Raw genomic sequence first — 18,059 nt, 5'->3', positions numbered from 1 at the left:
GAAACTAACCCGGTAGGTATTCCACCATCTGCCCGACTGGATCGAGCTTGATGCGGCTTCGGCCGCCGCGTTGATTCTTGATGCGGAAGGTCAGTTCGTCCAATCGAACGTCGTGCAGCACGAGTTCGCGGCCATCCTCATCCAACCACGTCTGATTGCGCCCTCCGACATCGCGGAAGCCAATCCCTCGAAGAAAACGCGCGTTCGCAGTCTCGATCCGATGCTTGCGCTTCGTCTGACCCTGCTGAACGGCCTCGTCCACGAACTCCTCCACGTCTTCCTTTTCCAACCCATACGCAGACGCGAAGAGGGCGTAGACATCGTCCTTCCACCGCTCGACGGCGCTGGTTGGAGGTGAGCCGGTGGAAGCCTTCGATTTGCGGGAGAAGAGCGAGAACAGACCCATGCGGACGGCAGCCTCGGAAGGGAGGCGGTCGAATCGTGGACTGCAGAAGAATGATACCCCAGTTCCTCTGTCTGTTGCCAGTGGAACTATAAACAGACGAATGGTCGCGTTCGCCGATGAACGGACGCGAGCTTCTGGCGTGGAATCTTCGCAAGCTGCGGGTCGAACGAGGGCTCGCACAAGACAAGCTGGCCGCCGATGCGGGCGTCGACCGCGCCTATGTCGGTAACATCGAACGTCAGGTCGTGAACCCGACGATCGATCTGGTGGATCGCTTGTGCGCCGCGTTAGCGGTCGACTTCGCTGATCTGTTCCGTCGACCAGAACCAAGCGAGCTTCCGCCGAAGACGATTAGGCCGGGTCCATCGAAGCCGGCATCGTAGGTGCGTTCAGGACGGTCTTCCTCAATCCGAGGAATTCAGACGATGCAGGAACTGACCGAGTAGAACGGCCTCGTCAGGCGTCCGTCGCCAGCCTGTAGAAGTGATGCTCGTCGCCATCCTTAAGGTAGCCGTAGCGAGTCGCCAGCATCTTCATAAGATCGAAGGCGTAGCGATCGTAGATGGGTTTCTTGCGTTCGGTGTTGGCCGCGAACCGGAAGCTGAACGGTCGCTCTCGGGCAAAACGTATCTGGCGATTGCCATCGGCGCAAACTGCGTGCGCGAACGGGAAGCACGAGTGCGCTTCTTCAACACGGTCGATCTCGTCAACCAGCTGGAGGCGGAAGCGCGGGCCGGCAAGACCGGACGCTTGGCGACGTAGCTGGCGCGCACCGATCTCGTGATCCTCGACGAGCTGGGCTACCTGCCGTTCCCGCGGGCCAGCGGGCAGATGCTGTTCCACCTGATCAGCCGGCTCTACGAGCGCACCTCGGTGATCGTGACGACGAACCTGCCGTTTGGAGAATGGCCGAGCGTGTTCGGCGACGCTTCGGCCGGGATAGCGGGCTGGAGGCCGGCGGCGCGGAGGCGAGCGGCGAGGTCGCGGGCCTGAACGCAGTGCGCGTTGAGGACAAGTCGCATTCCCGGCTTCGCCACGTCACTGGCGCGGGATGCGATCTCGTCCAGCACGCTCAGCACCTCGTCCAGTCCGACGCCCTGGCCGTTGGGATCGATCGGTTGGGTTTGGGTCATGCTGCCTCTCCCCTGAGAGCGGATCGGGCCGGGGTGGGTGATCTCTCAACCTGATCTTCAGGCGATCTTTCTGCGCACATCTCAAACACTCCTGAGATTAAGTGCGCTGGGGACGATCACGCCCCCAAGCCTTGCAATGTTCAGCGAAGCATTGAAGTCGGCATTCACATTGTGACCGCAGCCCACGCATAGGAACTGCGATTGCGATTGCCGCGAGGCCGCGTCGATTACACCGCAGACCGAACACGTCTGGCTCGTGTAACGCGGATCGACCTCAATCAACTCCCCACCGGCTCTTTCGGCCTTGTAACGGAGTAGTTCTCGGAGCCGGCCGAAGGCGGCATCCTGAATGGAACGGTTGAGCCCGGATTTTGCCCTGACGTTCTTGCCGGGCTCTTCTACGGTGCCCTTCGCTGATCGCGTCATATTGCGAACAGCAGCCGGGGCAAGCGCGCCCTTCTCGACCGCGTAGGCCATGAACTTCTCGACCTTCGCCTGCTTGGCGTCGATCGCATCGCAGTCCAGCTGCCAGAAGTTCGGGCGAGGCACGACGCGGAGATCCGCGAGCATGTCCCAGACGGCGAGCAGATCGAGCAGTTCGCCATGCAGGCGCTCGGCATTCGTGAGGGTCTGGCCGGGCTGGACTTCGTCGACGCCGAACCGGAGCGCCTTCGACACTCGCTGGCCTACCTCCGTCGCCTCCTCTGCCAGGCAGCAGAGGAGATGTTCTTGTCGGTTCATCATGCATCACCTCGAGCATGGCGAGGCACGACGCCGCCGCCGATCTTGCGTTTGAAAGGGGAGTTGCGCGCGCCGGCCATGCGGCTCGGCTTTTTCACGCCGTTGTCAGCGTCCCAGCGCCGCTTCGCTTCCGCGATCCGCGGCGCGTCGACCTTGTCCGTCTTGAACCGATGGCAGGCACGGCAGATAGCCGCGCAGTTTTCGAGCGTCGGTTCGCCGCCGAGCTGGTCCGGCACGACATGGTCGAACTCGACGCCGTGCGCGAAGTCGCCGGTGCAGCGGATGCCGGCGGAGAGACCGTAGTCCGTGCCGACCGCCTCGCAGCGAGCGCCGGCCCGGCGCCGGGCGGCACGGATCACCTTCATCGGGAAGTGGCGGCGGGTCACAACGCACCCCCGAACTTCTTGCGCCAGTCGGCGAGCTTGGCCACGCCGGCCGGGGACAGTGTCGCCTCTTCGGCCTGCTCGACCGGCCGCCCCAGCAGGACCTCCAGCCGGCGCGCCGCGAACGACCATTCCGCCGCGATGTCGCGCGCCAGCCCGGCGAACTCCGGCACCTTCGGCATGAAGCTGCGGGACATGCCCTTCGCCGCGCCCTGCGTGAACCGGTCGTAGGCCGCCTCGATCGCCGCCGCCGGCACTCCGACCAGCGCCTTCGTCCAGACTTCGGTGACGGCAGCGCTCTCCTGCGGCGAAACCTGCTGGTGCATCGCGACGTGCAGCATCATCACGACCGTGCCGATCGACGGATCGCCGTCGACGGCGAGCTCGTTGAGGTCGGCGCGAAGGACGGCGATCGCCCGAAGCGCCTCGGTCCGCTCGACATCCGTAGGGCCGCCGCCGGCCGGGAAGATGTAGAACCCCCGTTCGTCGCGAAAGCAGCGGCTATCCATCGCCGTCGCCAGCTGCTGGGCCCTGTCGGCGAGCGAAGGCGCTGGCGAGGGCCGAGAGACCTGCGACCCGCTTCTCGGCGGCTGTTCGATGAGGCTGCCCATGGTGGCTTCCGTGTGCGGTGGCTGTGGTGCTGTTCGTCGGCTCGGGGGTGCCGGCGCGGGGCGGGGCACGGGGTAGGGCGGCCGCGAGGCGACGTTCGCGCGCCTCCTTCACGGCATCGCCGAAGTAGCCCCAGGACCGAATCGGCCGGCCGCGGTGGCGCGCAGCGAGGCTCGCGACCACCGGCACGATGTCGAGATCGAGATCGCAGCCGCCGGCGAGCCAGCCGAGCGGCTCGGACAGGATCCGCATGTTCGGCGAGGCCGTGTCGATGGCGAGGCCGGCCGCGTCGCGGAGACGGTCCTCCAGCGCGTCGAGTTCGGCTTTAGTCGGATGATCGTTCGCAGGACGCAGCGGCTCCCGCGCGGCTGCTGCGGTATCGCAGGGGGACGTTTCTTGAAGGGGTCGTTCCTTATGGGTGCCTCTCCCAGGTGAGGCAGGGGGTGCCTCATCTAGGTGAGGCAGGGGGTGCCTCACTGGTGAGGCAGGGGTGTGCTTGTCGATGGATGGCGCAGGTCGCTTTGCCGGCCGCGCCTTCCGGGTCGCCTCGTCGTCCTCGCCGAAGAACATCTCGATCTGGTCGGCACGGGCGGCGTCATCCAGGACGACCCGGTAGCTGTTCGCCGCCTGCCCACCGTCGCGCCGCTTCTCGTGCCGCACCTCGACGTAGCCCGCATCAACGAGCCGACCGAGCGAGCGCTGGAGCGCGCCGCGCGCGATCTCCATCTCGGCCGCCATCCGCCCTTGCGTGCGCGTGCACCAGCCCTTGCCGTCGATGTGGCGGCCGAGCAGCGCGAGTGCGCGAAGGTCATCCTTGCCGATGAGCCGCTTGTCGGTGACGGCATCGGCGGGGATTATCGCGTAGCGGGGACCGGCACGTTTCGTCATCGCCGTGGTGCTCCACTGGTGATGCGTAAAATATGCGTATCGTCCCTTGCAACATCGGCTGTTTTTACGTATATATTACGTATTGAAAGCGGATGTCGATGAGCCCGAAGCGACAAGTCGAAAGCCCGAAGGACATTGCCAAGCGGCTCATCGCCGAGGGCTGGACCAAGCGGAAGGGCAAGGGCGACCACCGCAACTTCGTCAAGGACGGCCGGCTCGTCACCCTCGACATGGGCCGCCGCGAAATACCGATCGGAACGCTCCGGTCGGTCTACCGACAGGCGGGCTGGGAATGGTGATCTCAGCCCCGAACGATGAGAGGTGAACCAATGGTCGACGTCGTCGCCCTGATCCACGGCAAGGCCGGTGCTTACGGCATCAGCTTTCCCGACTTCCCCGGCGTTGCGAGCGGCGGCGACACGATCGCCGACACCTTGGCGCGCGGTCGTGAGGCACTCGCGTTCCATGTCGAAGGATTGTTCGAAGAAGGCATCGCTGTTCCAGCTGTGCGCAGCTTCGAAGCTGTCAGCACCGATCCCGAGCACGCCGAAGCGTTCGGCGACGCCGCGATCGTCGCAGCGCTGGAAGTCGACCTTCCCGGCCGCTCCAAGCCCTACACGATCTCGATGGACGAGCGGCTGATGGGCCGGATCGATGCACGAGCGAAGGCGGCCGGCGAGAGCCGCTCGGGCTTCCTCGCGGCGGCGGCGCGGCGGCGGCTGGCGGAAGAGGCGTGAGCAGAGTTGAGGACGCTTACTGCCTTCATCGCGGGTATCTGTGTGCTGCCCGCGATTTCTCTCTTCCTTCAGTTTGCTGACTTGGCTCCAGAAGCAATCTGGGACTTCCACCGGCTGGCGTGTCAGCCGGATGAGCCAGGAATTGCCTGCGGACGGGAATGGGCTGGCGCAATCGCTTCCGTCGCTGGAGCGGCCACGATCGTTTTCCTGATCAAACAGCTTATCGATGCCGGTAATGCAAGGCGAAGCGAAGACAGATGGAACCGTGAAATCGCGACGCTGCAGACTTTGGAAGTTCGATCGACGATTGATGCGATAAGCATTATCCTTGGCCGTCTTCGATCCGCGCGGAGAGATTTGCGGCGGAACTTGGATTTTCTCGATGCTTCTCCGCGGGAAAGCAGGCGACTCAACGTTTTCAGGCAGTACGCGACAGACCTCTATCGTGTGGGCGTAATTCTGCATGATCCCGTGTGGGAGCGACTGTTTGCGATCGATGGAGAGGCGCGGGATCGTCTTTTGAATGCCCGGTTCCAATGGACTTTCGCCCTGGACATTCCTTTCGAACAACACGGAACGGCAATCTTGAACACGAACGTTCCGCTGGCCAACTTCATCCACTACGACAACTTGGACTTGTTGGAGCGAACTAGTGCCGACAGACTGCTTCATGCCGTCGGTGATGCAATCGCTGAAACGGAAGAATTGATCGCTGCCGTTACGCATTTTCGGACGGCGAGTTACTTTCGCGAGCGCGCGGCAAGTCGCGCTGTCGAGAACCAGATGGCGGACGAGGGGTGATCCGTTCACAGCATCAGCGGCTGCACCGAGCCGTCCCTGAACACGCTGTCGAGCGGGGTGTCCGCCGTCGGCTCGTCGCCGTCCCAGCCCTGCGGCCACGTTTCGGCGGCGATCAGCGCGCGGACGCGCGCCTCTTCCTCGGTGTTGAGGATGTCGATGTGCAGCCGGCCGAGCCGGTCGGCGGCTTCGTTGCAGGCACCCTGGATCGTCAGGACGCGGTCGAGGGCCATCAGCCGGGCCGCAAAGGTCAGCGGGCCCATCCTCGAGGACGAAGGGCGTCTTTCGCCGACCGTCCCAGCGGTGGTCGAACGAAAGGATCCACTCCTGCTGGGTTTGGACTGTCCGCCCTTCGATGACCGCCGCTCCTGCCGGCCGGCCAGGACGCAGATTGGCGACCGCCCCAAAGACGCGTTGCGCCAGCATCCCCATTCCGAGCAGCAGCGCCCGCGAGACCGAAGTCGCCATCCACGTCCCGCGCTCCGGCACGAGGTGGCCGTCGCCGGCGAGGTAGCCCTGGAGGAGCGCCTTCGCCTTGGCCGTTGGAAGCGAAAGGAGGCGAACCGGCACCTGCTTCCCAGCCGCCCCGTGGCCGGCATAGGAGAGCGCTGCGGCCATCGACCGCGACAAGCTCTTGAGCCGCACCTGTACGGCCGTTCGGATCGACTGCGAGCCAGCGTGTTCCCCGGCGCGCTCCAAGAACTCGGCGAGTTTGGCCGGTCCGACACTGACGATATAATCGCCTCGCGTTCCGACGTGCCCATCGGCCAGCCAGCGCCCGATCAGCCAGCATTCTTGTTCGGAGAGGTCGCAGTCCTCTTCCGGCGGAAGCTTCAGATTGACGTAGCCGCCGACCGTTTCGTCCGCGCGAAGCCAGTCGGGTTGGGCGCGGAGCGCGCCGTCGCGAGCGCGAGCCCAGTCGCTCTTGCGCGCCCAGAGCTTGTGGTCGGGTGTCAGCGTCAGCGCGGCAACGCCCTGTGCCCGCAGATCAACAACCGGGGAATAGCCGGTCCGCGCCGCGACAAGCACGCGGCGCCAGCGCCCCTTGTGCGTCAGAACCTCGTCGCCGACCGAAACCGTCTCGATCGGGAGATAGCCGCGCCGGGTCAGCACCAGCGAACCGCGCGCGAGGCATACATGCTTCTCGCGCCCGCGCGCTGCCTGCTCGCCGTTCAGTGTGCGCATCCGCACGACATCGTGCCAGACGTCCGGGTCGGCGCTGCCCGGCGCCAGCGCCATGAACTTCGTCGGAAGCGCGCCGCGATCGCCGAGCGCCTCGCCGACGGCGACGTGCTCGCGGTAGTCGTAGACGCCTTTCAGCGTCTCCTTCGGGAAGATGCGGGCGAGGACGTCGGTCGGCATCCGCGCCAGCTCGGCGGCCGTCAGCATCCGGTCGCCCGACGAACGCCAGAAGGCGTGCGCGTCGATCTGCCAGCGGGCGAGCGAATAGTCCTCCCGCTCCTTCGCGACGCGTTTGTCGGCGTAGCCCTTCGAGCGGTCGGTCTGCGGCTTGAAGAAGAGGAGAACGTATTCGGGCGAGCCGACGCCCATCTTGGAGCTGTCCTTCAGCATCTCGGAGAAGGACAGGCGGTAGGTGCCGTTGTTCTCGAACACGACGTCGGTGACGACCGTGATCATGCCGCAGTAGACGAGGCCGTGTTTCAGGCCGTGGAAGATGCCCTCGGCGTGGAACGGCGAGACGCTCGGCCGGCCGAAGCCGGTGACGTTGCCGAACAGGATCCGGTCCTTAACGTGCAGCGCCGCGATCCGGCCGGGCGCCAGCACCCGCACCAGCTCCGGCGTCAGGAAATCCATCTGCCGCCAGAAGTGGTCGTTGTTCTCGGTGTGGCCGAAGTCGTTGTAGCTCGGCGTGTACTCGTAATGGTTGGCGAACGGGATCGAGGTGACGATCAGGTCGACCGAGCCGTCCGGCATCGCCTTCGTCTCGTCGACGCAGTCGTTGTTCGCGACGCGCCAGCCGTCGCCGGACGCCTCGCGCCGCGTGACGCCGATCGCCCGCCGCATCTCGTCCGCCATGTTCAGCTGTTCGAGCCCGAAGGTACGGATGATCTCGGACATGACGGCCGCCTTCTCGTCGTGGCTCGCCCACTTCGCCCGCAGGATGTCGACGGTGCCGCGCTCCTGGTCGGTGTGGACGATGTCGATCCGGACGTCGGCGGTCTGGCCGAAGCGCTGGATCCGGTGGATGGCTTGGATGAAGTCGTTGAACTTGGCGGTGACGCCGGCGAACACGGCGCGGTGGCAGTGGTGCTGCAGGTTCGTGCCCGAGCCGAGCATGATCGGCTTCGCGCCGATGTGCTGGAGCCGGCCGGCCGAGAAGTCGGCGACGATCTCCTCGCGCAGCTCCAGATCCTGCGCGCCGAAGACGGACCGGACGCCCGGCACCGCCTTGTCGATGGCGCGGCGCTCGTCCTCGAGGTCGTGCCAGAGGATGAAGTGCGCTGCCGGATCCTCGGCGACGAGTTCGGCGACCTTGGCGACCCGAAGCTCGATCGTGTCGCGCTTCTCGCGCGCCGCGGCGACGAGATCGGTGCCCTCGTCGCGGATCAGGATGCCCTGGCCGTCGCGCTCGAACGAGCCGTCGTAGAGCCGCGTCGCGACCTCATGGTACCGGACGTCGAGCGGCGGCAGATCGTAGCCTTCGTCCGAGAAGCCGAGGTCGGACGGTCGTTGCAGGAACACCGCCCAGGTGTTCACCCAGAGCCAGAATTCCCGCTCCTTGTGCGGATAGAGCGTCAGGTTGTTCGCCCGCTCGCTGTCGCGTTGGAACCAGCGGGTCAGCGCCTGGCCGGTATCCATGATGCCGAGGAAGCCGGCGTAGTGGATCAGCTCCTTCGTGCGGTTCGGGTCCGGCGTGGCCGTGGCGACGAAGCGGTACGGCACGGCGTCGAACAGCGGCAGGAACGTCTGGTAGGTCTTCGAGCCGTAGGAGCGTAAGACCGACGCCTCGTCGAGGCTGACCGCGGCGAATAGCGCCGGATCGAGCCGGCCGTCGCGGACCGTCTCGTAGTTCGTCAGGTAGATCCGGCAGGTCGAGCGATCGATCTCGGCCGCCGAGCGGATGAAGCGGACCGGGATACCGAGGCTCGCCGCCGCTGCAACGAACTCGGCGCGCACACCGTAGGGCAGGACGACGAGCGCGATCGCGTCGTCGGCGCAATGCTCCAGCGTTTCCCGCAGGACCTCGAGCTGCATCCAGGTCTTGCCGAGCCCGAAGGCCGAAAAGATCGCGTAGCGGCCGGCCTGGACGGCGCGGCGGCAGATGGCGCGCTGATGGTCCTTCAGCTCGGGATGGAAGGCGCGGTAATCGACCTCGAACCCGAGCGTCGGCGCGACAACGGCTTTCGCCTCCAGGAACTCGCGATAGGTGAGGGGCGCCGTCATGCCGCCCTCGCCACGATCTCGATCGAGCGGGCGCGGCGGGACTGCCGGCGAATGAAGCCGCGCTCCTCCAGCGCCTCGACCAGCCGGTGGACGCTCGACTTCGTCCGCAGGTCGAGCGCGTCGCGCATTTCGAGGAACGACGGCGAAGTGCCGTGCGCCGCGACATGGCGCTCGATGAAGCGGAAGACGCGCAGTTGCTGAGGTGTCAGGCCGCCGCGCCGGACGTCCAGGGCCGCTCCCGCTTCGAGGCGGCGATAGGCCTCGCGCACGTCGTCCGGATACTGGAGGAGGGCGCGCACCCGCACCTCGTCGAAGGCGGCGGCGCCGGTCATGCGGAGATCCTCCCCGCCTCGGCATCGAGAAGCCGCAGGATCGAAGCGGCGTCGGCGACCGGGTCGACGGTGTCGTTGTCGTTCGCCGGTCGTGCGCCGAGGAGGTGAGCGGTGTAGGCCCGCAGCGTCGCGACGAGAACGGCGTTGGCCGGATCGACCGCGAGGCCGACGAAGGGCCGCTCGCCGCCGCGCGCCGTCCACAGGCTCGCCATCGCGATCCGGGCGCCGCCGAACCGGCTGTCGAAGGTGAGGCGCGCGTCCGGCAAGACATTCACCTGCAGGTCGACCGCACCGGTGAGGTTGCCGACGAGGCCGCGCGAGTGCCGCAGCAGATTGTCGTCCGAGTCGAAATCGGGCTGCGCGAACAGCCAGCGCAGGAGATCGGTCTCGAGCGCGGCATTCAGCGTCGACTGGCCGGACCGCGCGATCTCGAGGCGGGAGCAGAGAACCCGGATCATGCCACGGCCTCCGCGCCGGCGGCCTGGCTTCGGTCGAGGTCCTCGACGATGATCGACAGGACGCGCCAGGTGATGCCGAGCTCGTCGGCGATCCGAGTCAGCGGCAGGCCCTTCGCCTGCAGGGATTTCACGAGGGCGTGGTCGCCGAGCTGCGGCACCGTCCGGACGCCGCCGGCGGTGCGCACCGCGCGGTCGGTCCGGCGGGCCGCGGCCGCCTCGGGCGTTTCCAGCACGAGGTAGTAGCCGCTGCCCCACTGCGAGACGATCGACAGGCCGAGCGGCGCGAGCGGCCCGCGCAACTGCGAGACCATCACCTTCAGGACGGACGAAACCTTGTCCTCGGCGCGGTGGCCCCAGACGACCTCGAACAAGTCCGGCGTGTAGACGACGCGGCCCGCCTCGGACGCCAGCCATTCGACCAGCGCGAAGGGCAACGGCTTCGACACGAAGGTGCTTCGCAAGGTCATCGCCATGCGGAAGCAGGATCAAAACGAGCGCGCCGAACAGGACGCGGTCCTCGACCTCTACATGCAAGCGCTGGGAATGGCCTGATGACGAAGAAGCTCGAAGACGAATGCCTCGGCGCCGCGATCCGCAAGCGCCGGCTGGCCGCGAAGCAGACGCAGGAGCAACTCGGCTCTTCCGTCCAGATGAGCTACCAGCAGATCCAGAAGTACGAGACCGGCGCCAACAGGGTCGCGTTCTCGACGCTGCTCGGATTGGCGAAGGGGCTCCATTGCAGGGCGGCCGAACTGATCGCCGATGCGGAGGGCGAGATCAGCGACCGGCAACGCGGTATCAGTCGGGCGGCCTGATCGCTGTTCGCGTAATTTCAAGCGTCCGCGTGATCCTCGATGATGCGGAAGAATAAGGTGTGCAGCCAGCCTGGGTTTACAGCGGCTCCATCGAACTTTTGGTTCAAGCTATCAACGGCCCCGAATTCGTTCTGGACTTGCCCTTGCCCTGATCGGTCAAGTTCGAAGGTTAGTGCTGCGCTTGTCTCCATGCCGTCTATAAGAAGTTGGACGGTTATCTCGCGCCTAGCGGCGCTGTTCGTGAGGTCTAGAATGTTCCGAGACGAAGACACCAGCGTGCGCTTCGTTCCATGCATTTCCTGATTGAAGTAGAGCACAGCCTCGTCCACGCAGCGCTCAAACGCCTTCCAAGCCCTTCGCCCGTTCTCGTCTCGCGCTTCCTGCGCAGCTTCCTCAGCAATCCGTTCGCGCTCTGCAGCTTTACTACGCTCGTCTGCAGCCTGAAATCGTCGACGCAAATTTTGGAACCGTTGGTCGTTGGCGTCGCTAGCCATAATCTAATCCCCGATGCACATCCGACGATTGTAGGAGCATTATAGTGTCTGGCGAATCCTCCGCAGCTATCACACCACTATCTGCACCTGCCGGCGCTCGACGCGCGGCAGCCACCATCCTCCACCGCTGAATTGAAGAGCGGCTGATAAGTCGCACTCGCGCCGTTTTCATATCGCGCCATCCTGCAGCGATGCGCACCCAGCTCTTCGTACAGGTCTACGAATGCGCGGAGGGGCAGCGCCGGGCGACGCACAAACTGCCGGTCGGCCGGTTCATGCAGTTCGCCATCGAGCGCCTGTCGCCGATGGAGATCCTGCAACTGCGCAACGACTTGACCATCCTCGGGCACTCGCGCATCGGCGCAACGGATGGCCGCTGGTACGAATACGTGCTGACCAGCGATCAGCTCGGATAGTTCTCACCCGGCATCCCGACGCTGACGGCGAGCGTGTTCCGCAGCGGCCCGATCTCGCGCGGTGCCCGGTTCACGACGCCGGCGAATTCGATCACGTCGTTCTCGTTCGCCAAGAGGAAGTCGAGGACGCCGACGAGAAATGTCGGCTTCTGCGCCTCGGTCCGGATCTGCCCGGCTTCCAGCCCCGTCACGTCGAGGAAGCGTCGCACCAGCTCGTCGCGGCTGGCCACGAAGGCCAGAGCGTCGATGCCGAGCCGTTCCCCCTCGTCGATCGACACGGCCGCTCGGCTTGATGGTTTCGGAAACGCCAGCACGGTCATAGCCCCTTCCTTCTGACGTAGCCGGTCGAGACGCTGCCGGCATAGGCTTCCATCAACGAGCGCTGGCCGAGGATGAGGGCGCGCACCGCGACCACCGGATCGTCGTCGCACAGCAGCAGCACCTTGCGCACGCTCTCCTCGATGTCGTCGTAGAGCGGCAGCTCGAAAACCCGTTCGGATAGCCTCGACATCCTGCGTCCTTGATGATTCGCCGGCTGATGATGCCGGAAACAACCGCAGCGGTCGAGATTTTGTTCCTGCTTTGTTCGTGTGACGTCTCCGGTAGCTGGATGATGCCAACGTTATTGGGAAACGCAGTCTCGCAGGACTAACGGGCTTCACCTGCGTATGCCAAAGCAGCGGTACAGCTCTCCCAGTAACCCGGATTGTCTATAAATGAGGTTTTACAAGAAAATACTACCGCCTCGGTCTCAAGCTGATTGACTGGATTGCCGCTCGGGTGAAAGCCGGTTTCTTCTGCTACGTATCGAGACGCAAATCCCTGCAATCCAAGGTCGGCATATTGCTTAGTATGCCAAAGCTCGTGTGCCCATAAGTTCTTTCCCTCAGGGTTTCCCACGTCCGGTATTGCAGAAAATACGATCACGTCGATCAACGTTATAGCGTTGGCTTTCCCAAGATGCTTCAAGGCAACTGATGGAATATTGATGTTCCCGGGGACAGCGGAGTACGCCATGCATCTAACGTGTTGGCCATACGGCCTGATAATTTCTGGCATCACCGAAAGAACGCCATCTTCGATTGGGTGGGCAAGATCCCAAAGTGTGTTTCGAGCGTGCTGGATTTCGCCGGCGATGAGCACAACGAATGGTGAAAGTGCGTTCAGGTCACCGGTTTCGATAAACTGCTCAATACCTCTCAGGACGCCTGCTTGAGCCTCCGATGGAAGCGGGTTCAGCACGCGTGTGATATCGCTCACCAAGCTGGCGGCATCTTCGCCCCCAATCCGTGCCGCCAGCGAGACAGGTATCGACTGTATTGATGCCTGAACCGCAGCAGCAAGGTCCACACCCGCCGTTATCGGTCTTACCGAACTGCTGATCGTCTCCTTGATGACGTCGTCTAGCGGACGGCCGCTGATCACGTCGATCACCGCCTTTGTTGGCGCCGTAGTCTGAGCAACCACTGCCTCCGTGACCTTGCCGGCTGCCTCAGCGACTGGGTTATCGCCGATATTCTCGATCGCCTCTTTCGGCGACTTACCCCCAACTACATCAATGACAACCTTTGTTGGCGCTGTAACTATCGTAACAGCGCCCTTCACTACCTTACCCGCTGCTTTCTTAAGCTTCTCCAATTCGCTCGCCATGGATGTGACCCCGTTGTGGCTTCGTAGTTTCTATCGGTACGTGTATTTTCGACATGTTGGAAGAGCATTCCGTTAGGTGATGGCGGCAAGCGCTTATCGCGCGCGCTCGCGGCCTTCTATTCAATTGACCGGAACCTAGGATTATGTTCCTGCTTTGTTCCCATCGGTTGCATGCGGTGGGAATGATTCGATGCTGGCACGGGTGGTCGTCGGACCGGAGATCCCGCTTCCCCAGTTTCTGCACGGGCTCTGCGCCGGCTTTCCCAGTCCCGCCGACGACTTTCTCGACGAGAGCATCGACCTTTCGCGACTGTTGATCCGCAACGCGCCAGCGACGTTTCTCTGGAAGGTCGACGGCTCGTCCTGCATCGAGTTCGGTATCTTCGACGGCGACCTCCTCGTCGTCGACCGCAGCCACGACCCGCGCAACGGCGACGTCGTGGTAGCGATCGTCAACGGCGAGCGCAGCCTGAAGAAGCTGATCCTCGAGCCGGGCCGGCCGCTGCAGCTGGCGATGGGCAACCGTGACATGGGCAGCTACGAGCTGCCGGCCGTCGCCGAGGTCGAGATCTGGGGCGTCGTCACCTTCAACGTCCACTGGCTGCGGCAGCCGGTGGCGCGGCGGTCGGCATGATCCTGGCACTGATCGATGCCAACTCGTTCTACTGCTCGTGCGAGCGCGTCGCGCGCCGAGTTCTGGAGCTTCTACGTCGTGTTCATCGGCATGGCGCTGATCGTCGTCGTGCTCGACCAGACCTACTTCGGCACGAACCGCGAGAGTTCCGGCATCATCAGCCTGCTATTCGCCTGCGTCCACATCCTACCGGGTATGGCAGTTCAGGTGCGCCGGCTGCACGACATCGACTGGTCGGGGTGGTGGATCCTGCTGAACGTGGTGCCGCTCGCCAACGTGTTCGTTTTGGCAGTTGCCTTTTTGTCCGGCACGAGCGGACCGAACCGCTTCGGACCGGAACCTAATGGCCGCTTCGCCGCCATGCCAGCGCGACCGGCCCGGCAGGCCGATGCTTGGCCCGAACTCGAAACGGCCTTCGCCAGCCTTCACAGCCCCGTCAGCGCCGGTGCTGAACTCGTCAGCACCCGAGGTAGCCACATCGCACCGAACGTCGCTGCGTCCGCCTTGCAGGACTCGCATCGACCGAACGCCAGTCGCGATCCCATCGCTGACATCGAGCGCTTAGCTAAGCTGCGCGATAACGGCAGCATTACCGAAATCGAGTTTATGGCGATGAAGGCGAAGGCGCTGGCCACCTCGGACTGATAACTTAGACATTGCCTACATCGGCGGGACGAAACCTACTCTACCCGCCTATTGCATCGCCAGCATCCCTCTAGCCGTCCCGTTGCGACCGAACTGCATCGGTTGAAGCCCGACACGGAGAGTCAACGCCAGCACAATGAAGAAGGGCGCTGCGCGGAAACAGGCGCGTGAACGCCAATTTCCTGATGGCGACGTCGCCCCTCACGCGGAACAGGCGGGCACCAGCTGCTGCACATTCAACTCTAAATATCAGAGCACCTTTTCAACTCTCGGATGTGATGTCATACCGTAAATAGCTGAGACCGAACGGGCGACCGACTTTGACCAAACCGTACTTCGACATTGGCTTGATCGTACCGCTTCGCGAAGAACTCGAGGCTTTGACATCAACCTTTCCGGTTTCATCCGAGAAAGTAGATAACGGGCGGTATTTCGCTGAGATCGTATTGCCCGATCCCGATATTAAAGCTGTAGCTGTATTACAAGACGATATGGGAAAGTCCGCTGCCACTAGAGCGGCAGATTGCTTGCTTGAGCAATATGATCTTGGGATAATTATAATCATCGGCATCGCCGGCGGAATAAGCGGCGATGTCGGTCTGGGCGATGTTGTGTTCAGTGGTGTGATCGCGGATGTACTCGACAACGCCAAAATCACTGACAAGTCAAAGCGGGGTATGAGCATCGAGCTCTCAAGCCAATTTTACAGCACAGATCGTCTCTTGGAATTCGCTATCGAGTATATCTCCATTGCAAAAAGTGTGAGAAGTAGCTTTGAGGAATGGCAGCTAGCACAGTTGTACAAGGCGGAAACTGCAATACCGGGTGAGTTCATCGGAAGGAGCAATAAAAACGAGAAGGTTAACCTTCCGAGAATACATGGAGGCGCAATTGTCTGCGGAGCTGTTTCAAAAAGCGAAATATATAAAAGTACGCTGAAACAAATCGACCGTAAGCTTTTGGCAGTTGAAACTGAATCAGGAGGCGTATTTAGATCGGCCGAAGACGCGCATGTACCCGCGATCACGATTCGAGGGATCTGCGATTTTTCAGATAACAATAAAAATAAGCTGGAAGAGCAGACCAATTCTAACGGGCGAAAGGTAGCTGCCGATAACGCCGTAAGCTTTTTCAAGCTTCAGTTTTCCAATCCCCAGTTTCTACTCTACTTGAGGCAGCGACGGCAAACGGCACTCGCACTGAGTGATATGCATAATGCGGCAGAGGATGATTCAACGCTTGTAACCCGACTTCTAAATAGCGCGCGGAAGGAGATCCACGAACGGCTTACTGAGTTGTCTCCCGACTACCGCAGCAAGCCGATAGGCTACCGTTTGCCGCTACCCCGGATCAAACCAGCGGCCTCAAACGCTACCGCAAGCCCCCTACTGCATGAGCAACAGCCAATCGACATTCTTGAGTCAATTGTTCGAAACCAGTTGACAGTCGTGAACGTGCCTAAAAGCTACCCCGATAATGCTCTTCCATGGATTATTGCGGGAGAACTTCTGCTGATTGAAATCGATGGGAAGCAAGCCATTCCACTGCACATTGATGGTGGAAGCATTCGTCCTCCTAATGGCACGTTCGCGCGAGTTGCGAATATAGATTTATCGAAATTATATCTGCGAGAAGACGCGCGGCCTGTTATCGTTATCACCGATTTTGAAGCACTTTCTCCGACACGCGTGGCTTTTCTACGTGAACAAATTGATGCCTTCCCTGAGGCTCGTGTCGTAATGATCAATAGAGACAGTGGCGACGTTGCCCAGAATACCGAAATGGTTTCAACAGGCGGAGCGTTATGCTACGACGTGTGCGCAATCTCATTTATTCAGATTTCCGAATTCTTCCGAAGAACATTTCAGCTTGCGGAACAAGAGGCAACAGTTATCGCTCTCAGATTATCGGAAATGTTTAGAAAGTTTAGCTTGAATGCTCACCCAAGCTATTTTTCGAACGTGGCGAGCGAAGTTATCGGCTCTTTGCTTCGCGCTAACAGGAGAGCTGAGTTACTTCAAATTGCCGTAAGCGCTTTCCTTAGTTTTATAGTCGCGAATGATAAAACCCCTGTGGTTCTCAGCCGCACCACGAGAGAAACGTTTCTAAGGAAATTGGCATTTGAAAAAAAGGTAAATCTTCGTAATTTCACTAGAACTCAGCTAATTGCTTTTGTCGAAGAATTTGCAGGTGAAAAAGATTTCGAGATAGATCCAATTAAATTCATTTCATCCTTCCAAGATCGCGGCATCATACATTTTGAGAACAAGCATGTGCAAATTTCACTTCCATTTATCGAGTCATATTTGCTTTCGTCAGAGTTGGTTAATCGACCAGATGACGCAAAGAGATACTTCGATCTTTCGAACACTAATTTTGATTTTGTCTCATTCGATATATACTCTGAGATCGGGCCATCTGATGCAATTGTGGACTCGATCCTCACCAAGCTGAAGGGAATGGTGGAGAACTTAGCGGCTAAGCAGACGTCTGAACATATTCTGCTGACCAATACGCTTCGGCCTGCGCTACTCGAAAAAACTACAAGGCTGAAGGCGCTCGATAAGCGAATCCAAGATGCCTACGAAGACGTCAACAGCGGACGTTCGAATAGCCTTGAGAAGCAACGTCTTTTGGATTTGGCAACACGTGTTGAGGGGTCAGCTAGGGATGCTCAGAATGAGATCCGAAGGGAGCACTCGTCCGAAGAGACTACTGCCTATAGCAGGGCACATGATGAGTTCCGCCTTTGGGGTATAAGCACTACCTTGCTGGGCTCAGCATCTGAACGCTTGAATAAGGAGCCTAAGCGTTCGCTCGCAAAATACATCGTAGCGGCGATGTCTTTGCTATTAGATCAACATTTGCGTGCTTTTCCAGCTGTCGAGTTTCAACGTTTCAAAACTCAGTTTCAGAGTGAGAAAGTGATAAGAGAGATTTTTGATGTCCCGGACGCCGACACCGTGGATGAAGGGCTGAAAGATTTTGTTTCCGTAGTAGTTGATGCATATGAATTCTCATTGTTAGGGTCCCCGATTAGGTCCATGTTCGGCCAACTAGGTAATGTCGCCGCTCATACGGTTTTGCGCACTAGTATAAGTAGCATTGAAACAGGCGGGAAATTCGAGGAGTTGATTGCGAAGGTTTGGGCGGCCGAGATCGAAGCTGTTGAAGTTAAGAATGAATTGATAAAAGCCATTGACTCTCTACCGATAGCGCCATTCCTTCGGGTAACGCTATCGACGTATTTTATGACGAGGGTTTATTGGACACAGTGGGAAAAGCAGAAGCGGTTCGCGCTGCTCGATGCTGCGGAAGCAACTATTAAACCGCTTAATAGGTCATTCGATAAAGGGCAGTTGCGTCGCATGATACTGCGCGAGGATGATTCGGCGGACCGAATTCGGAAAGAGTAAAGAGTCGTCGGGAGCAATTTGAGTTCGCGCATCGTAGAATCGAGAGCGGTTTCCGGCCGGGTTGATCCGTCGTCATCGCCCTTCGGGGGGCCGGCTTCG

General features: G+C 61.2%; 20 protein-coding genes and 2 pseudogenes. 8 read left to right on the top strand and 14 right to left on the bottom strand.

The genetic code is table 11. The annotated features are described in order from the left end of the window. Nucleotides 1-4: 4 nt before the first annotated feature. Nucleotides 5-406, bottom strand: coding sequence for a DUF4373 domain-containing protein (locus F6X38_RS05410; protein WP_150968566.1), 402 nt, complete (start codon nucleotides 404-406; stop codon nucleotides 5-7). A 116-nt stretch (nucleotides 407-522) separates the two neighbouring features. Here F6X38_RS05410 and F6X38_RS05405 point away from each other — a divergent pair, with 116 nt between their 5' ends. Together F6X38_RS05405 and F6X38_RS05400 are read left to right on the top strand one after the other, a co-directional pair. Beyond that, nucleotides 523-789 carry a helix-turn-helix domain-containing protein gene (locus tag F6X38_RS05405; RefSeq protein ID WP_150968564.1) on the top strand — a complete coding sequence of 89 codons (267 nt, stop codon included), beginning with the start codon at nucleotides 523-525 and terminating at the stop codon, nucleotides 787-789. 232 nt (nucleotides 790-1,021) lie between these two features. Next, nucleotides 1,022-1,336, top strand: a pseudogene (locus tag F6X38_RS05400) (ATP-binding protein); the annotation flags it as partial. Here the strand turns inward: F6X38_RS05400 and F6X38_RS23645 are convergent. The 9 genes from F6X38_RS23645 to F6X38_RS05345 form a co-directional block, all read right to left on the bottom strand. Beyond that, on the bottom strand, nucleotides 1,264-1,539 hold the full coding sequence (locus F6X38_RS23645) for a hypothetical protein (RefSeq protein WP_202617944.1): 276 nt from the start codon (nucleotides 1,537-1,539) through the stop codon (nucleotides 1,264-1,266). The pseudogene F6X38_RS05400 and the gene F6X38_RS23645 overlap by 73 nt on opposite strands. A gap of 81 nt (nucleotides 1,540-1,620) precedes the next feature. Then, the gene (locus F6X38_RS05395; protein ID WP_161992633.1) at nucleotides 1,621-2,217 is read right to left on the bottom strand and encodes an RNA-guided endonuclease InsQ/TnpB family protein; all 597 of its coding nucleotides are present in this window, start codon (nucleotides 2,215-2,217) and stop codon (nucleotides 1,621-1,623) included. Nucleotides 2,218-2,279: 62 nt separating this feature from the next. Beyond that, complete coding sequence (locus F6X38_RS05390; RefSeq protein ID WP_161992632.1) at nucleotides 2,280-2,666, bottom strand: HNH endonuclease; 387 nt, start codon at nucleotides 2,664-2,666, stop codon at nucleotides 2,280-2,282. Then, the gene (locus tag F6X38_RS23285; protein ID WP_161992631.1) at nucleotides 2,663-3,172 is read right to left on the bottom strand and encodes a hypothetical protein; all 510 of its coding nucleotides are present in this window, start codon (nucleotides 3,170-3,172) and stop codon (nucleotides 2,663-2,665) included. The genes F6X38_RS05390 and F6X38_RS23285 overlap by 4 nt, the downstream gene beginning before the upstream one ends. Continuing rightward, nucleotides 3,165-4,160, bottom strand: a complete 996-nt coding sequence (locus F6X38_RS05385) for a MarR family transcriptional regulator (protein WP_150968558.1) — start codon at nucleotides 4,158-4,160, stop codon at nucleotides 3,165-3,167. The genes F6X38_RS23285 and F6X38_RS05385 overlap by 8 nt, the downstream gene beginning before the upstream one ends. Continuing rightward, complete coding sequence (locus tag F6X38_RS24260; RefSeq protein ID WP_425482822.1) at nucleotides 4,157-8,413, bottom strand: Hint domain-containing protein; 4,257 nt, start codon at nucleotides 8,411-8,413, stop codon at nucleotides 4,157-4,159. The genes F6X38_RS05385 and F6X38_RS24260 overlap by 4 nt, the downstream gene beginning before the upstream one ends. Before the next feature lie 683 nt (nucleotides 8,414-9,096). Further along, entirely contained in the window at nucleotides 9,097-9,432 is a 336-nt protein-coding gene (locus F6X38_RS05355; RefSeq protein WP_150968552.1) for a LexA family protein, read from the bottom strand. Continuing rightward, nucleotides 9,429-9,890: a hypothetical protein gene (locus F6X38_RS05350; RefSeq protein ID WP_150968550.1), complete on the bottom strand. Its 462-nt coding sequence runs from the start codon at nucleotides 9,888-9,890 to the stop codon at nucleotides 9,429-9,431. Before F6X38_RS05350 ends, F6X38_RS05355 begins: the two co-directional genes overlap by 4 nt. After that, nucleotides 9,887-10,357, bottom strand: coding sequence for a helix-turn-helix domain-containing protein (locus tag F6X38_RS05345; RefSeq protein ID WP_246191210.1), 471 nt, complete (start codon nucleotides 10,355-10,357; stop codon nucleotides 9,887-9,889). The genes F6X38_RS05350 and F6X38_RS05345 overlap by 4 nt, the downstream gene beginning before the upstream one ends. Here F6X38_RS05345 and F6X38_RS05340 point away from each other — a divergent pair. Further along, nucleotides 10,314-10,442, top strand: a pseudogene (locus tag F6X38_RS05340) (DUF2312 domain-containing protein); the annotation flags it as partial. The gene F6X38_RS05345 and the pseudogene F6X38_RS05340 overlap by 44 nt on opposite strands. Further along, nucleotides 10,442-10,705 (top strand): helix-turn-helix domain-containing protein, encoded by a 264-nt coding sequence (locus F6X38_RS05335; RefSeq protein WP_150968544.1) that lies wholly within the window; start codon nucleotides 10,442-10,444, stop codon nucleotides 10,703-10,705. The pseudogene F6X38_RS05340 and the gene F6X38_RS05335, both read left to right, overlap by 1 nt. 17 nt (nucleotides 10,706-10,722) lie before the next feature. Here F6X38_RS05335 and F6X38_RS05330 read toward each other — a convergent pair whose 3' ends face one another. Next, a complete protein-coding gene (locus F6X38_RS05330; RefSeq protein WP_150968542.1) occupies nucleotides 10,723-11,199 on the bottom strand; it encodes a hypothetical protein in 477 nt (158 codons plus the stop codon). Between the two features lie 191 nt (nucleotides 11,200-11,390). Here F6X38_RS05330 and F6X38_RS05325 point away from each other — a divergent pair, with 191 nt between their 5' ends. Then, a complete protein-coding gene (locus F6X38_RS05325) occupies nucleotides 11,391-11,615 on the top strand; it encodes a hypothetical protein (protein ID WP_150968540.1) in 225 nt (74 codons plus the stop codon). Here the strand turns inward: F6X38_RS05325 and F6X38_RS05320 are convergent. The 3 genes from F6X38_RS05320 to F6X38_RS23640 all read right to left on the bottom strand — a co-directional run bounded on the left by F6X38_RS05320 (nucleotide 11,603) and on the right by F6X38_RS23640 (nucleotide 13,265). Continuing rightward, nucleotides 11,603-11,935, bottom strand: coding sequence for a DUF3572 family protein (locus tag F6X38_RS05320; RefSeq protein ID WP_150968538.1), 333 nt, complete (start codon nucleotides 11,933-11,935; stop codon nucleotides 11,603-11,605). The two genes, F6X38_RS05325 and F6X38_RS05320, sit on opposite strands and share 13 nt — an antisense overlap. Further along, a complete protein-coding gene (locus F6X38_RS05315; protein WP_150968536.1) occupies nucleotides 11,932-12,126 on the bottom strand; it encodes a hypothetical protein in 195 nt (64 codons plus the stop codon). Before F6X38_RS05315 ends, F6X38_RS05320 begins: the two co-directional genes overlap by 4 nt. Before the next feature lie 137 nt (nucleotides 12,127-12,263). Further along, on the bottom strand, nucleotides 12,264-13,265 hold the full coding sequence (locus F6X38_RS23640) for an eCIS core domain-containing protein (protein ID WP_202617936.1): 1,002 nt from the start codon (nucleotides 13,263-13,265) through the stop codon (nucleotides 12,264-12,266). 190 nt (nucleotides 13,266-13,455) lie between these two features. Between F6X38_RS23640 and F6X38_RS05305 the strand changes: the two genes are divergently transcribed. The 3 genes from F6X38_RS05305 (at nucleotide 13,456) to F6X38_RS05295 (ending at nucleotide 17,960) form a co-directional block, all read left to right on the top strand. Continuing rightward, entirely contained in the window at nucleotides 13,456-13,899 is a 444-nt protein-coding gene (locus tag F6X38_RS05305; protein WP_150968534.1) for a LexA family protein, read from the top strand. Nucleotides 13,900-13,914: 15 nt separating this feature from the next. After that, nucleotides 13,915-14,544, top strand: a complete 630-nt coding sequence (locus F6X38_RS05300) for a DUF805 domain-containing protein (protein ID WP_150968532.1) — start codon at nucleotides 13,915-13,917, stop codon at nucleotides 14,542-14,544. 320 nt (nucleotides 14,545-14,864) lie between these two features. Further along, a complete protein-coding gene (locus tag F6X38_RS05295) occupies nucleotides 14,865-17,960 on the top strand; it encodes a phosphorylase family protein (RefSeq protein ID WP_161992627.1) in 3,096 nt (1,031 codons plus the stop codon). The last annotated feature ends 99 nt before the right edge of the window (nucleotides 17,961-18,059 follow it).

Origin of the sequence: Plantimonas leprariae (assembly GCF_008802405.1) — a bacterium.
Classification (GTDB): domain Bacteria; phylum Pseudomonadota; class Alphaproteobacteria; order Rhizobiales; family Rhizobiaceae; genus Plantimonas; species Plantimonas leprariae.
The sequence above is the reverse complement of the archived record's forward strand: the minus strand, read 5'-3'. Positions and strand labels throughout refer to the sequence as shown.